The sequence below is a fragment of the Larkinella arboricola genome, from assembly GCF_003259745.1.
In the GTDB taxonomy this organism is placed as follows: domain Bacteria; phylum Bacteroidota; class Bacteroidia; order Cytophagales; family Spirosomataceae; genus Larkinella; species Larkinella arboricola.
Window position 1 is genome coordinate 1,014,436 of the sequence record NZ_QLMC01000001.1, and the last position, 15,064, is coordinate 1,029,499.

The 15,064-nt window shown below is 54.1% G+C and carries 14 protein-coding genes; 6 read left to right on the forward strand and 8 right to left on the reverse strand.

Translation table 11 applies throughout. The features are described 5' to 3' along the window. Positions 1-86: 86 nt before the first annotated feature. A complete protein-coding gene (locus LX87_RS04190; RefSeq protein WP_111626893.1) occupies positions 87-1,115 on the reverse strand; it encodes a YpdA family putative bacillithiol disulfide reductase in 1,029 nt (342 codons plus the stop codon). Between the two features lie 247 nt (positions 1,116-1,362). Between LX87_RS04190 and LX87_RS04195 the strand changes: the two genes are divergently transcribed. The 3 genes from LX87_RS04195 (at position 1,363) to priA (ending at position 6,475) form a co-directional block, all read left to right on the forward strand. Continuing rightward, the gene (locus tag LX87_RS04195; RefSeq protein WP_111626894.1) at positions 1,363-1,962 is read left to right on the forward strand and encodes an NAD(P)H-dependent oxidoreductase; all 600 of its coding nucleotides are present in this window, start codon (positions 1,363-1,365) and stop codon (positions 1,960-1,962) included. A 6-nt stretch (positions 1,963-1,968) separates the two neighbouring features. Next, positions 1,969-3,855 (forward strand): monovalent cation:proton antiporter-2 (CPA2) family protein, encoded by a 1,887-nt coding sequence (locus tag LX87_RS04200; RefSeq protein WP_111626895.1) that lies wholly within the window; start codon positions 1,969-1,971, stop codon positions 3,853-3,855. A gap of 115 nt (positions 3,856-3,970) precedes the next feature. Beyond that, complete coding sequence (gene priA / locus LX87_RS04205; protein WP_262511064.1) at positions 3,971-6,475, forward strand: replication restart helicase PriA; 2,505 nt, start codon at positions 3,971-3,973, stop codon at positions 6,473-6,475. A gap of 35 nt (positions 6,476-6,510) precedes the next feature. On the opposite strand, the gene LX87_RS04210 is transcribed toward priA, so the two are convergent. From LX87_RS04210 to LX87_RS04230, 5 genes are all read right to left on the reverse strand, one after another. Further along, a complete protein-coding gene (locus tag LX87_RS04210) occupies positions 6,511-6,690 on the reverse strand; it encodes a hypothetical protein (RefSeq protein ID WP_111626896.1) in 180 nt (59 codons plus the stop codon). Between the two features lie 4 nt (positions 6,691-6,694). Next, positions 6,695-7,156: a pPIWI_RE_Z domain-containing protein gene (locus LX87_RS04215; RefSeq protein ID WP_111626897.1), complete on the reverse strand. Its 462-nt coding sequence runs from the start codon at positions 7,154-7,156 to the stop codon at positions 6,695-6,697. Between the two features lie 95 nt (positions 7,157-7,251). Further along, positions 7,252-7,527: a hypothetical protein gene (locus LX87_RS04220; protein ID WP_111626898.1), complete on the reverse strand. Its 276-nt coding sequence runs from the start codon at positions 7,525-7,527 to the stop codon at positions 7,252-7,254. Between the two features lie 2 nt (positions 7,528-7,529). Further along, positions 7,530-8,882 carry an ADP-ribose polymerase gene (locus LX87_RS04225; protein ID WP_111626899.1) on the reverse strand — a complete coding sequence of 451 codons (1,353 nt, stop codon included), beginning with the start codon at positions 8,880-8,882 and terminating at the stop codon, positions 7,530-7,532. 51 nt (positions 8,883-8,933) lie between these two features. After that, positions 8,934-9,323 (reverse strand): pPIWI_RE_Z domain-containing protein, encoded by a 390-nt coding sequence (locus LX87_RS04230; protein ID WP_111626900.1) that lies wholly within the window; start codon positions 9,321-9,323, stop codon positions 8,934-8,936. A gap of 133 nt (positions 9,324-9,456) precedes the next feature. Between LX87_RS04230 and LX87_RS04235 the strand changes: the two genes are divergently transcribed. Then, positions 9,457-10,494, forward strand: coding sequence for a helix-turn-helix transcriptional regulator (locus LX87_RS04235; RefSeq protein ID WP_111626901.1), 1,038 nt, complete (start codon positions 9,457-9,459; stop codon positions 10,492-10,494). Between the two features lie 54 nt (positions 10,495-10,548). Here LX87_RS04235 and LX87_RS04240 read toward each other — a convergent pair whose 3' ends face one another. Further along, entirely contained in the window at positions 10,549-11,844 is a 1,296-nt protein-coding gene (locus tag LX87_RS04240) for an aminotransferase class V-fold PLP-dependent enzyme (protein ID WP_111626902.1), read from the reverse strand. A gap of 129 nt (positions 11,845-11,973) precedes the next feature. Then, a complete protein-coding gene (locus LX87_RS04245) occupies positions 11,974-12,996 on the reverse strand; it encodes a GntR family transcriptional regulator (RefSeq protein ID WP_111626903.1) in 1,023 nt (340 codons plus the stop codon). A 182-nt stretch (positions 12,997-13,178) separates the two neighbouring features. Here LX87_RS04245 and LX87_RS04250 point away from each other — a divergent pair, with 182 nt between their 5' ends. Together LX87_RS04250 and LX87_RS04255 are read left to right on the forward strand one after the other, a co-directional pair. Then, on the forward strand, positions 13,179-14,642 hold the full coding sequence (locus tag LX87_RS04250; RefSeq protein ID WP_111626904.1) for a BNR-4 repeat-containing protein: 1,464 nt from the start codon (positions 13,179-13,181) through the stop codon (positions 14,640-14,642). Positions 14,643-14,723: 81 nt separating this feature from the next. Then, complete coding sequence (locus LX87_RS04255; protein ID WP_111626905.1) at positions 14,724-15,056, forward strand: ArsR/SmtB family transcription factor; 333 nt, start codon at positions 14,724-14,726, stop codon at positions 15,054-15,056. The last annotated feature ends 8 nt before the right edge of the window (positions 15,057-15,064 follow it).

Sequence of the window (15,064 nt, forward strand, 5' to 3'; positions counted from 1 at the left end):
CCCGGTATTACTGAATTTCAATGCTTATCTTAATAGACTGTCAGTTGTATAAATATGGCACTGGACAAAGAAGCTGCCAAGCACCATCAAATCCGCTCAATCAACTCGGCCACTTTCCGCACCGGCTTGCCCGTAATGTGGTCCATGATGGCTTTGGCGTGGTCGCGGCCGTTTTCGATAAACACTTTTTCGGTATAAATCCCGGCCATAACGGTACCGCAGACGTACAAACCCGGCACGTTGGTTTCAAACGTCTCCTTGTCGTAGACCGGTACCTGCGTTTCCGGATTCAGTTCTACCCCACATTCCCGCAGCAGCCCGGCATCGGGAATATAACCCGTCAGAATCAGGACAAAATCGGCGGGCAGTTCGCTTTCTTCGCCGGTTTGCAAGTCCGTGATGCCGACTTTTCCGGGTTCAATGCGGGTTACACAGGTGCTGAACCGCGTATGAATTTTGCCCTCTTTCACCCGGTTTTTAACATCCGGCACCAGCCAGTATTTGACGGTTTTGCGGAAATCGTCAGCCCGGTGAATAATCGTCACGTGGGCGTCCGCGCGGTAAAGTTCCAGAGCCGCTTCGACTGCCGAGTTCGACGCGCCAACGATGACAACATTGGTGTAAGAATACTGAAACGGTTCGTCGTAATAGTGCGTGACGTGCGGCAGATCCTCGCCCGGAATCTGCAACCAGCGTGGCTTGTCGAAATAACCCGTCGCCAGAATCACCTTGCGGGCCTGATACGCCTGGCCGTCGGTTGTAAAAACCGTAAACAACTCCTCGCTCTGATCACCCTCATTGCCAGTCGGCGCATATCGGGTTACGTGGTTGACTTCGGTAAATAGCTTGAAATTCAGGTTAAAATAACCCGCTACTTTGCGGTAATACTGGAGAGCTTCGTTCCGGTTGGCCTTTACGCCCGAAATCGGAAACGGAATGCCGCCAATCTCAATATTTTCGGCGGTGGAGAAAAACCGCATCATTTTCGGATACCGCCGGATGGATTCGGTCAGGCTGCCTTTTTCCAGAATCAGGTGACTCAAACCGGCTTTGGAAGCCTCAATACCAGCGGCCAGTCCACACGGTCCACCGCCAATAATTATTACGTCGTACATAGTTGGAACTCTCTTAATCAGGCTGTATTCATGCACCAATATAAGAATACCAAAAGTAACCAAAGAAGTTCTGTTTGGCGGGATATTTTCCCGAAATCCTGCGCTGATTTGACACCGTTCCACAGGGCTGTCATGAACGGGTAAAGACGCGGGCGGTTTTTATTTCTTTCCGTTTGGCTTACATTTGACCAGATGGGGCATCCAACGGACTGGCCCGTTACTTGTTTTACTTCCTTTTTGACTAAAAATGGCGTCCGTTCTCATCCTTTTTGCGCATCCCGCCCTAGAAAAGTCCCGAACCAACCGGATTTTGATGGGAGCCTGCCAGTCGGTAGCCTCGGTTACGTCGGTAACAATCAACGATCTTTACCAGGAATATCCGGATTTTGATATTGACGTAGACCGCGAGCAGCAGTTGTTGCTGGACCACGAATACATTATTCTGCATCATCCCTTTTACTGGTATAGTTCGCCCGCAATGGTAAAGCAGTGGGAAGATCTGGTGCTCGAACACGGCTGGGCGTACGGCAGGGAGGGTAATGCGCTGGTGGGCAAAAAAATCTTTAACGTCATCACGACCGGTGGCCCTCAGCGCGCTTACGACGAAGCGGGATTAAACCGTTTTACGGTACGGCAGTTTCTGGCTCCGTTCGACCAGACGGCCCACTTGTGCAAGATGATTTACCTGCCCCCGTTCGTTGTCCACGGCACGCACCGGCTTACAGAGGAGGAAATGCACCAGTACGCCCGCCAATACAAAAGCCTGCTAACCCTGCTGACCACCGACCAGCTTGACGTGGAAGATGCCCGGAATCGCCAGTATCTGAATGAATTACTTGTTGATTAATCCACTATGAATCAATCTGTTTTAATTCAGGCCATCATTTATCTGGCCTCGGGTGTTTTGTTTGTTCCCATTGCCAAACGTCTGGGGCTGGGGTCGGTGCTGGGTTACCTGCTGGCTGGGGTGGCCATCGGTCCGGCGGTGCTGGGGCTGGTGGGCGATGAAGGGCAGGACATCATGCACTTTGCCGAATTCGGCGTCATCATCATGCTGTTTCTGGTGGGGCTGGAACTCGAACCCGAACGGCTCTGGAAACTCCGTGTTCCGGTGCTGGGGCTGGGCGGCTTACAGGTGCTGCTAACGGCCTTGCTGACCGGTGGGCTGGCGCTGGTAGCGGGTTTGCCGTGGCAACCGGCGCTGGCGCTGGGTATGATTCTGTCCATGTCGTCGACGGCCATTGTGCTGCAAACGCTCAACGAAAAAGGGCTGATGCAGACAGCCGCCGGACAGAATACGTTCGCGGTGCTGCTGTTTCAGGACATTGCCGTTATCCCGATTTTAGCGATTATGCCCCTCCTGGCAACGTATCCCGTTGCGGAGTCAACCGACCATCATGCGCATTTTTCGCTGACCGACGGTTTGCCCGGCTGGTTGCGGCCGTTTGTGGTCGTGGGAGCGGTGCTGGGTCTGGTGCTGATTGGGCGGTATGTAATGGGAACGGTTTTTCGGATCATCGCCCGAACCGGTCTGCGGGAGGTGTTTATTGCCACGGCTTTGCTGATGGTGGCCAGTATCGCGGTCCTGATGGAAATGGTGGGGTTGAGTCCGGCGCTGGGGGCGTTCGTCGCGGGGGTGGTCTTGGCTAATAGTGAATACAAACATGAACTGGAGAGCGACATAGATCCGTTCAAAGGCTTGCTCCTCGGTTTGTTTTTTATCTCGGTCGGGGCGGCTATCAATTTCGATTTAATCAGGGAGAATCCGCTGTTGGTTATTGGGCTCGTTGTGGGTATCATGGCAGTTAAAGGGTTGGTTTTAGGATTATTAGGAAAGGTATTTGGTTTGCAGACAGACCAGAATCTGCTGTTTGCGCTGGGGCTTTGCCAGGTGGGGGAGTTTGCCTTTGTGCTGTTTTCTTTCGCTTCGCAGAACGGCATTTTAGCGCAGGAGGTGGTGGATTTGATGACGGCAGTCGTAGCCATCAGCATGGGAGTAACTCCGTTGGTTTTTCTGGCGAACGAAAAGCTGTTATTGCCGCGGTTGGGTACGAAAGAAAAGGCCAGTAAGGAGCAGGACCACATTGAAGAACACAATGCCGTGATCGTAGCCGGTTTTGGGCGGTACGGAAACATTGTTGGGCGGTTTTTGCGGGCCAATAATATTGGTGCGACGGTATTGGATTTCGATTCGGACCGGGTCGATACGCTGCGGAAACTGGGTATGAAAGTGTATTACGGTGATGCGTCCCGGTATGATCTGTTGAAGTCGGCGGGGGCCGACAAAGCCCGGTTGATGATCATTGCGCTCGATTCGCCGGAAAAAGTGCTTGAACTGGTCGAAACTGCTAAAAAACATTTTCCAAACCTGAAACTGCTGGTGCGGGCGGCCGACCGTGAGGATGCCTACGAACTTTTGGATGCGGGTATTACCCATGTTTACCGCGAAACACTGGACAGTTCGCTCCGGATGGGCGTCGATGCCATGACGTTGCTGGGCTTTCGGGCCTACCAGTCGCAGCGGGCGGCCCGGTTGTTCCGGAAGCACGACGAACAGAATATGGCCGAACTGGCCGCCGTCCGGCACGACCGCAAACAGTATTTCAGCAGCGCCCGCCAGCGTATCCGCGACCTCGAAGAATTGCTTAGTTCCGACACCAACGACCGCTGGCTGAAAGACGTGGAAGACGGCTGGGACCCCGAAAGTCTGCGCAATGAAGTCCGGCAGATGAAGCCGTGAGCATTCCAAAAAATTAAGACGCTGTTTTGAGCACTGGGGCGGCTTTGGCGATTTTTCGGAAGGAACTTATCGCGGCAATTGTTAACTTGCTGTAAGAATATAGCCATACCGACCTGTGCAACCGTTGCCGCTGACATTTGATTTTGCCGAAGAAACCACCTATTTCGCCGACCTGATTCTGCCCGTTCCAATTCCGAGAATGTTTACCTACCGCGTGCCGCGCGATATGGTGGAACGGCTGAAAGTGGGGGCGCGGGTGATTGTGCCGTTTGGCAAAAACCGGGTGTATACGGCCGTTGTGGGGCGCATTCACCACCAGCCACCGAGTAATTACCAGGCCAAATACATCCTCGAACTGCTGGACGAATATCCGCTGGTGACGGCGTACCAACTCGAGCTATTTTCCTGGATGGCCGAGTATTATCTCTGCAACATCGGCGAGGTGCTGAACGTGGCCCTGCCGTCGGGACTGAAGATTACGAGTCAGTCGAAAGTACAGTACAACCCGGACTTCGATTATCCTGAACTGCTGACGGACGGGGAAACGCGGCTGCTGGATGAACTGAAAAAACATTCGGCCCTGTCGTACGAAGAGCTGGGGCGGCTGGTCGGGGAGACCAACGTGCCGACGACCATCAAATCGCTGGTGGGCAAACGGGCGGTCATTGTGTTCGACGAAGTGCGGGAAAAATACGTGCCGAAGATGGTGCGGAAAGTCCGGCTGACGACGCGCTACGAAACCCGTGAGCAGGTGCTGGCCCTGATTAACACGCTGGAAAAATCGCCCAAACAGCAGGAAGTGGTGATGAAATACCTGAGCTACGTGCCGGTGCAGAACAACCCCATCCTGAACCGCAAAGGGCTCGACAAAACCGTCTTGAACCAGGACGATGAGGTGTCGCAGTCGTCGCTGCAAACGCTGATCAAGAACCAGATTTTTGAAACGTTTGAGGTGATTGTGCCCCGTTTTGGCGACGATGATTTGCCCAATGTGGAAGTAAAACTAACGGAGGTACAGCAGCGGGCCTGCAACGAGGTACTCAGTCAGTTCAACGAGAAAGACATCGTTTTGCTGCACGGTATTACCGGAAGTGGGAAAACGGAGGTATATATTAATCTGATCCAGACGGCTTTGGAAAGCGGTTCGCAGGTCTTATACCTGTTGCCTGAAATTGCCCTGACGACCCAGATTGTGGTCCGGCTCAAAAAAGTCTTTGGCGACAAACTCGGCATTTACCACTCGAAATTTTCGGATAACGAACGGGTGGAGGTCTGGAAAGGTATTGTCGACGGGCAATATCAGTTTGTGGTGGGGGTTCGCTCGGCGGTTTTTCTGCCGTTCGACAACCTGGGGCTGATCATTGTGGATGAAGAACACGAAACCTCTTACAAACAGCACGACCCGGCCCCGCGCTACCACGCCCGCGATGTGGCGATGATGATTGCCCACTGGCAGAAAGCCAAAGTCCTGCTCGGTTCGGCCACGCCCTCCATCGAAAGCTATTACCACGCACAGCAGGGCCGTTACGGTTTGGTGGAATTGCTGGAACGCTACGGCGACGCGATGCTGCCCGACATTGTGCTGGTGAATACCCGCATCGAAAAGCAGCAGAAGAAGATGAAAAACGAGTTTTCGTCGGTTTTGCTGGAGCATCTGCAACACAATCTGGAGCGGAAGGAACAGAGTATTCTGTTCCAGAACCGGCGGGGCTATTCGCCGTACCTGCAATGCGAAGACTGCGAGTGGACCAGCCGCTGCCCCAACTGCGATGTGAGCCTGACCTACCACATGCGGGCTGCCGAATTGCGTTGCCACTACTGCGGTCACAAAGACCCCGTACCGAAAAGCTGCCCGGCCTGCGGTTCGTTCAAGGTGCGCACCATCGGCTTCGGAACGGAGAAGCTGGAAGACCAGTTGCAGATTGTGTTTCCGGAAGCCCGGATTCAGCGGATGGACCTGGACACAACGCGGGCTAAAAATGCCTACCAACAGATTATTTCCGAATTTGAGGGCGGCAACGTTGATATTCTGGTCGGAACGCAGATGATCAGCAAGGGACTGGATTTCGGAAATGTCAGTCTGGTCGGTATTTTTGATGCCGACCGTATGATTCACTATCCGGAATTCCGGGCTATTGAGCGGGCGTTTCAGATGATTACGCAGGTCAGTGGCCGGGCCGGGCGACGGGCTGACCGCCGGGGTAAAGTCCTGATTCAGACGACCAATCCGCAACAGGCGGTGTTACTCAGGGTACTTGAAAACGATTACAAAGGCTTATTTGAGGAGGAAATTGTTGAGCGGCAGAATTTTAATTATCCGCCTTTCTCGCGGCTCATTAAGCTGACCGTTCGGCATACCGAGCAGAACATCAGCCAGCAGGCGGCTCAACGGCTGGTGGATCAGCTGACCGAAAAGCTGGGCGAAGCGCGGGTACTCGGGCCGGAAGTACCGCTCGTTGAGCGCATCCGTAACCAGTTTCTGTACACGGTGCTGATCAAACTCGAACGCAGCATCAGCCCCAAAGCCGTCAAGGTGTTTATTCTGGAAAAAATCAACGAACTGCTGAGCGACAAGGGTCTGAAAGCTGTCACCATCGTAGCGGATGTGGATTGTCTCTAAGCTCCTACCGCTGCAAGCCCAAAGGCGGGGGAGTTCTATCGCCGGTAGAAACTCTGGTGGAGTAATACCACATAGAAAACCGCCTGCAACCGGGCCAGCATCGAATAGCAGGTCAGTTGGAAAAGGAGTAACGGTTTATTCTGAAAAATAAGCAATAACAGGATCTTCAAGGCCATGACGGTCGTGGCGAATGCAGATTGTGGATTGGTTTTCATGGGTTTAGGCCAGTGCTTGCCGAAAAAGTTCTTCCCGACTCCGTAAGATACTCCGATTCAGTTCGGCCCCATAGCTACCCGCCGTGTGCGACCCAAAAGCCCGCACACTCGTCGGCAGCGAATCGTATTTTGCCAAAGCCGTCAGCCAGCGGGTGCGGTCCATGTAGGGAGTCAGGAGTGCCCGGGCGCGGTTCAGATAACGGTGTTGGCGCGGTTTCCAGACGGGGCGTTGCTCGTACACAATGCCCTCGCCGTTTAGCAAATCCGGCAGGGCCTGGGGTGGAGCCAGCGGCAGCAGTTCAGCCAGGAGATACAAACCCAGTTCCACGTTCAGCAGCCGGTTGGCCAGTTGGCCCGGCAGTTCGTGCTGAAAGCGGAGCTGCGTCGCCAGCGGTTCCTGCCAGTGCAGAAGAAAAGGACTTAACTGGCGGGCGAGAGAGGAGTTGGACAAACGCAGTGCATTCATAGTCGATGTTGTTTACCGTCGGTCAGTTCGACGCGTTGATCATAACAAAAATGCACCCTGAAGAACGTAATCTTTTTACGTTGTCAACTTTTTTATCAATTATTTTTTGTCCGATTTGTCAGCCGTGCTGGCAGGGCCGTCAGGGGTGCAAAATAGTAGACCCGGTAGGTTCCGTTATCGTTGATGGCCCAGTTTTGCTGTTGGGCTACTGCAAACAGCCAGGTTGAAACTTCAGCCTGATAGGCCCGATAACCCCGGTTGCGGAGGTGGTTTTTTACGTCCAGCGTTGTGGTGCTTCCTTCAGCCAGGATCAGCGTCGTAGCGGCCAGGCAGACGGCCTGCCGGGTAATTTTCTTTGCTCCGGTTTTCATGCTTATAGTTTGATTCTGACCATATACCGAACCGTACATTGGGCCTGATTGTACACAATGAATTCGTTTTTGAGCAGGCTCTCACCCCGTTGCGCAAACACCGAATCGTACCGGGGATTGATCCGCTTCAGAGCTTCCTGGTCCAGGTTCATGTGCTGAGGCTCGTGCCGGGTTACTTTCATCTGTTTGCCGACATGAACTTCGTAGATGCCCAGGTATCCTTCTCTCTGCTTTCCGTTGGCCCAGACTGACCCGTGTAGAGACGTGTAATTGAGGGATTTGCTGAATTGATCGGCGAAGTAAATGCCGTAGCCAAACATTTTTCCGGTGATGACGGCGTTCGTCGGGCGCAGCACCAACCCGGTTTTGAGAATCGATAACCAGTTTTCGCTGCGGCTGCCGTGCCAGAGCAACTGTGTTTTGGGAGTGGAGCTACTGCCGACGTGGGCTTCAAAAGCCGCCTGCGTGTGGGCCTGGCTGACGCTGAAAGCCGCGTCGAACTTATCGGCGTCTGAACCCATCATCCGTTTGATGAGCGTAAGCACCCGCTTGTCGGTGACGGGCTCTACCGTCAGGTTCATCATCTCAAGCAGCGAAGCGGGCGTTTGGTCAGGACTTTCCTGCGACTGACGCAACTCAACCTGCCCGCGCATAACGTCCAGCGTGTCCTGTTCGGAAGCCAGTTGATCGTGCAGCTTTTGCAGGTCGTCGGCGGTTTGGGGCGTTTGGGCTAGCAAATGCTGGCCGACTTTGCCCATTTTCCGGGGAATCACTTTAAACAGCTCGAGCAGCGTCTGGTTGTAAGCGGTTACGTCGGCGTTCAGTCCCACCAGCGTCGTCAGATCGTTGAGCAGTTGCTGGGCCGTTTCAACCTGTTTGTGTGTAACCTGCTGGGCCGTTACAACGTAATTCTGGAAAATCGACTGGTTGGCGAGTTCCATCAACCGGCTCATTAGGCCGCGCACTTCGGGATTGGCAATGGTGCTGGCATCGGTAACGGCGGGTCCCTCGACGTACATGTGCGTCTGATCGACATAGCCTTTCGTTACTTTTTCCCGAATTTTCCGGTCCCATTGCGCCATCGGGTAGGTGGCAACACTTTTTGAGCCGCCTACCCGTCCATAATGGACCGTAAACGTACCATCCGGTTGTTCGTGCATTTCATAGTATTTGTTGTTGTTTTCGGCGGTTACCATAATCAGTTTTACGGTACGCAGCTTTGGAGTTGGAACATCAACCGGTTTGGCCGATGAATCAAGAATGGGAGTGGGGGGATTAGTCGGAAAGGGGGCGGTTTTGGGCGCAGTTGCTGGCGCAACAAGTTGGGCGACCTGCTGAATCAGATTCGAAAGCATAGCAATCTGGAAAATTTAGTAAAGGAGGGATAGAAACAAACAGGAGGGCGATCAGCTCAGCACTTTCCGCAGAACGGTCAACCGGTTGCGGGAAAATCCGACGGTTTTTGGGCCAAACCGGCTGCGGTCGCGGCTGATGTCATACGCCTGAAGCTCGACGGGGGCCGCCATGTAGCTTTCCAGCAGGTGGTGCCAGCGGCTATACTGCGTCAGGTGCGCCAACAGTGCCAGTCCGCGATTTCGGAGTTTATGCTGGCGGGTGGTCCAGCCGGGGTTGACCTGGCTGAGCAGGTCAGGCAGGGCGTTGGGGGATGCGTCAGGCCGTAGCTGTGAGATTAGAAACAGGCCCAGTTCAACGTCCAGAAGCTGGCGGGCGGAGAGCCGAACCGACCGGCGACCGGGGGTAACGGCGGTTTGCGGAGAGGAGAATAGTGCGTTCATCGTGTTGTTGTTTACGGTTCGGTTGAGGAATCGAACAGGACAAAGTTGCCCCGCCCACACCGTAATCTTTTTACGGTCTTCTATTTTTCTGCAAAAAAAATCGCTTCTTTTACCGCGCTTAATTCGTTGCCCTATGCCCATAACCCGCTCTGCCTTTCAACGGTATCGCCTGATCGACGAAGTGATCAGCCGCCATCCCCGCCGGTATTCCAAACAACGGCTTTTTGAACTGCTCCGCGAGCATTGCGGCATCCGGTCCATTTCGTCGCTGGAGAAAGACATTCAGCGGCTGCGCGAAGACCACGATGCGCCTATTGCCTATGACAAACGGGCCAACGGCTATTACTACACCGATCCGCAATTCCGGTTGCTCCGGCTCATGCTCACCCCCGACGACATGGAAGCCCTCGATTATGCCCGCGAGGTACTGGCCGCTACGCAGGGCGCGCCGGTGGTGGCCGAGTTGACCAACGCGCTGCAAAAAGTGCGGCAGAGTCTGGATATTGTGCGGGAAGTACGGCACGAAGACGGCAATACCCTGGCGCCGGGCCGCAAGGTGGTGTATGTCGAAGAGAAAATTCTGGGCGGCAACCGCCAGTACGTGCCGGTGCTGATTCGGGCTGTCAACCAAAACCGACAGGTTTCTTTTCATTACCACAAACACGACGGGGCGGTGAACGAAACCGTCGCATCCGCGGAGCGCACTCGGAAGCTTCACCCTATTCTGCTGCGGGAAGTGTCGGATAGCTGGTATGTGATCGGGTATGATGAAGCCAGCGGCCGGGAAAAAACCTACGCCCTCGACCGCATGAGCGACCTGGAAATTCTGGACGAACCCTGTGCCGTACCGGATTCGGTTCTGGCGTATGTGTCGGAGTTCTTCGAGCACATTTACGGCATTACGGACACCAGCGATCCGGTTGAGGATATTATTCTGTCGTTTACGCCCCTGTTTGGTCGCTACGTCAAAGCCAAACCGATTCACCAGACGCAGGTGGTGCTGCGCGACGACGATACCGAATGCGTCGTGAAACTTCGGCTGGCTCCGAACCGCGACCTGATGATGCACCTGCGCAGTTATGGTGAACACCTGAAAGTGGTGCAGCCGGAAAGTCTGGTCAAGGCCATGAAAGAATCGCTGCGGGCGATGCTGGAACGGTATCAGGGATGATCTGACCAGCCTGAAAACGAGTGCAACCCACCGAAGGCCGTCGGCGGTTGCTGCTTAACTTTTACTGGCGGATGCGGTCAGGAGTTCTTCCCGAATTCGGCGGGCCACCATTTTTTCTTCACCAGGTTGCAGCATCCAGGCCGTTACGCGAACGGTATTGGCCCCCTTCAGTGTTTCGGCCACCGCGGGGTCAATCGAATCCGAACCAGCCTGATAATGGTAGAGAGGAAGCCCCGAAAAACCGGCTTCGATGGACGGATTGCCGTTCCGAAGCCGGTCGCGCATTTCCCGGCCCGTCAACTTCACTACCGTGTCGTCCCAGTTAATGCTCAGCGTGGGCGTAACATTCCCCAGCTCCGGAATGGTTATCTTGGTGGTAATGCCGGGCAAATCCTTCACGGCATTCTGAATGTGAGCAATCCTGGTTTCCCATTCTTTCCACTCCTTGTCGTGATCGGTGGCGATGTATTTTTCCAGCGCGATATACATACCGAGAATTTCCTCCTTGTTCACCTTGTGACCGCGCGCAACGGTATAGCCGCGGGGGGGCGCGTTCAGCCGGGCAGCGGCAATGATGTTCTTGCGGCCCATCAGAATACCGGCACTTTGTGGCCCCCGGATGGCTTTCCCGCCCGAAATAAACACCAGATCAAAGCCCATGTCGTTGAATTTCCAGAGGTTGGAAACGGGCGGCACGTCGGCGGCAATGTCAATGGAAGTCGGAATATTGTGTTTTTTGCCCAGGGCCACCCATTCTTCGTGTTTGATCTGACCGTGGTTGGCGGTAATATTCAGAAAATGCAGCAGGGCGGTTTTTTCGTTGATGGCCTTCTCCACATCTTCGATAGTTTCCACCTCGACGATCTTGCAGCCCGTATTCAGAAAGGCGTGATTGTAGCGCTCGTTATGACTTTTCTGGCAGATCACTTCCGATTTCATGCCGGTGCCTTCCAGGTGAGGCAGTTGCTCCACTTTCCGCACATCTTCGCCAGTCAGGATACCCGCCAGCCCCAGCGTCATGGCCGAAAATGCCCCGCAGGTCACCATCGCGGCTTCAGAGTGAACCAGTTGCGCAATCCGTTCGCCAACCTTGTCCTGCACCTCATCGATCATGCAGAAATGCTTTGAGGTGCTGTTGATGATGTCCACTACTTCGTCGCGCATCAGGCAACCCGACATGTAGGTGAGCGTACCGGCGGCATTGATGAACGTCCGTACGCCCAGTTCCTTGAAAATATCCCGCTCGCGGGCGACCGCTTTAGGGGTGGTTGTCGTAGACGAAGCGGCTGCGGGTACGGCCCCGGCCAGCGGTAAAGCCGTCAGGCCTTTCAAGATTTCCCTGCGTTTCATAGCAATTTGGTTCTGCCTGGGTGAGGCTCTAAAAATAGGCAGATAATTGCAAAAAACGGCTTGGAAGACGGTATTTCGTGGAAAATCGGAATTTTTAAGTTTAGACGGTGTGCCTACTGCCGCAGCGGTTTACAGCGACCGGCGTAGAATCAACCCGCCGGGGTTGGCAAGCTGAACCCGGCTCCGCTTGGCCAGCAGTTGCCCGGCGGTTTGTCCCATGCGGGCAAAATCCGTCGAAATAACCGTAATACCTCCCGCCAGAATCTCCTTCATCGGTGTGTCGTCGTACGAAATCAGGCCCACCTCCCTGCCCAGCCGCCAGTTCATTCGGTGGACATACTTAATAAACTGAATCAGGTCGCGGTCGGCAAACAGCAGATAGGCTTCGCCCGGCTGAACGAGGTCGTCGGAATAATCGTCGACCACCGTACATTCCATACCGGCCGTTTCGCCAAACCGTTTAAAACCAGCCAGCGTACCCGACGGTATGTACTGAAACCGCGCTCTGGACTGTACCATCGTCAGTTTTCTGTACTTTCGGAGGGTTGGCAGAGCGGTCATCAGGGCTTGATAAATGTCGTGCTCAAAATCCTGATAAACAGCCGCATATGAACCCTCCAGTTGTGGCAGGGCCTGGTCGATGAGCAGCAGTTTATCCTTCGGCAGCACGTCCACAATCGCGGAAACATCCTCGTCGAAGTGCGGCATAATGACATAGGCGTTGTAATGCCCGACGCCATTCCGGATCAGGTTTTCGAAAACCTGCGGATTGTAATGGTGAAAGAAAATGCTCAGGGCGGTATCGGGCGGTAAGGCGGCTTTCAGGGCGTCATAAAGCGTTTCCTTGTAGGCGTTCAGGGTGTCGAAGATGACCAGCACATTCAGGGGCGCCCGCACGTCGGTACTGGTGACGTAAAAACCTTTGCCGTGGTGCGAACGGATGATTCCCCTTTGCCGCAGCTCTTCGTAGGCTTTGGCAACCGTCACCTTCGCAACCTTCTGGGTACCGGCGAGTTCGCTGATGGACGGGAGCTGCTGACCGTGCGCCAGTGTGCCGTGTTCGATGGCCGTCAGGACGGATTCGATTAACTGCTGGTATTTGGGTTGCCCACTGACCGCCTGGGGCTGTAAATCGGGCGTAAGCTTATCCATAATGACCTGATTTGCCTGTCAAACCATTGTAAATCGGTAGAAAAGTTTCTACTTTTACTTTCATCGGTATACAGTAGAGTGCAGTAGAGTGACGGGCAAATGTACATTCTTTTTACGTCCCTCCAATTGTTTCCTGCAAAAGTTGAAGTTGGCTAGTCCGGCTACCCGTTTTAGAGCTATCTATGAAACAGAAAATTATTCTAAGCTGGATTGGCTGGCTTATCGTTACGGTTTTTGCGCCGGAAACCCGCAGCCAGAATGTCATAAAAGCCGATGGGTATCGGGGTATCTGGTACTTCATTGGCCCGACCAAAAACGAATACGCCTATAAATACAGTGGCGGATTAGGAACCTATCCGGCCAACCACTACCCGTTTTCGGTGTATTCGCCAGCAGTTGACAAGACGTTCTTCTGCTACGGGGGCGTCACCGACTCGACCTCGCGGGAACTGTGCCATATGGTTGGGGTATTTGACCATAAAACCGGGCTGGTTTCAAAACCGACGCTGCTCCTGAACAAACAAACCAACGACGCTCACGACAACCCGGTAATTCAACTGGATGCGCAGGGGTACGTCTGGATTTTCTCGACATCCCACGGCACCGAACGACCGTCGTTCATCCACCGGAGCCGCCAGCCGTATAACATTGACGCGTTCGAGAAAATTGAAGCCACGCGACTCGACGAGAAAGGGCAGCGAATTCCGTTCGACAATTTTTCGTACTTACAGATTTATTACCAGAACGGACGCGGCTTTCTGGGTCTGATGACCCACTACGACCGGGGTGTTCTGGTGTATGGCACTAATAAACCCCGCCGAACCACGTCAGCCATTACGAGTCCGGACGGTATTTCGTGGTCGGCCTGGCAGGACATCGGTACCATCGAAGAGGGCCACTACCAGAGCAGCGGGCAATGGCGAGATAAAGTAGGTAGCGCCTTTAACTACCACCCCAACACCAAAGTCGGGGCCGGACTCGATTACCGCACCAACCTGTATTACGTGGAAACCCGCGATGTTGGCCAGACCTGGCAGACCGCCGACGGCAAACCGGTTCAGTTGCCGCTGACGGAAATCACGAATCCGGCGCTGGTAAAAGACTACAAAAGCCTGGGACTGAATGTGTACATCAGCGATGTTAATTACGACCCGTCGGGACGTCCTATCATTCTGTACGTCACCAGCAAAGGCCCCGAACCCGGCCCGACGAACGGACCGTATGAATGGAACGTTGCACACTGGACCGGCACCGCGTGGCAAATCTGGCCCGTTACCCAATCGGACCATAATTATGATATGGGATCGCTGTATGTCGAAGGGAATCGCTGGCGGATTATTGGCTCGGTGGGAGCGGGACCACAACCCTACGGAACCGGGGGCGATCTGGTGTTGCTCGAAAGCCGTAACCGGGGCAAAAGCTGGAAAACCGTAAAGAATATAACCCGCAATCCGGCGCGCAATCAGTCGTATCCGCGTCGTCCGGTGGCGGGCCATCCCGACTTCTATGCTTTTTGGGCCGACGGCAACGCCCGGCAGCCATCGGCTTCGTACCTGTATTTCTGCAACCAGAAGGGCCATGTTTTCCAGTTACCGGCGAAAATGCAATCCGATTTCGAGAAGCCAATTCCGGTTCAAATGCCGTAAATCGTTCCGATAGAAATTACCGTTTAAAAAAATAACCTATCGTAATATTGCGATAAAGGGAGTCGTTGTTATCTTTGCTGCGTGGGCGCAACCAAAACCGAAATATTTTCCGAGCAGCAAAACCGCATCGCGGATTTGGCAAAGGCCTTTGCCCATCCCGCACGGGTGGCCATTCTGCAATTGTTGATTGCCAAAAAAGCCTGTGTTTGCGGTGATCTGGTGGACGAACTGCCGCTGGCGCAGCCGACGGTTTCGCAGCACCTGAAAGAACTGAAGCGCATCGGTATTATCAAAGGCGAGATTGATCCGCCCCGGGTGTGCTATTGCATCAATGAAACCGTCTGGGAGGAGGCCCGGCAGGTATTCGGTTCGTTGCTGAATGCGCTGATGACCGAAAAAACGACCTGTTGCTGAGTCGTCTA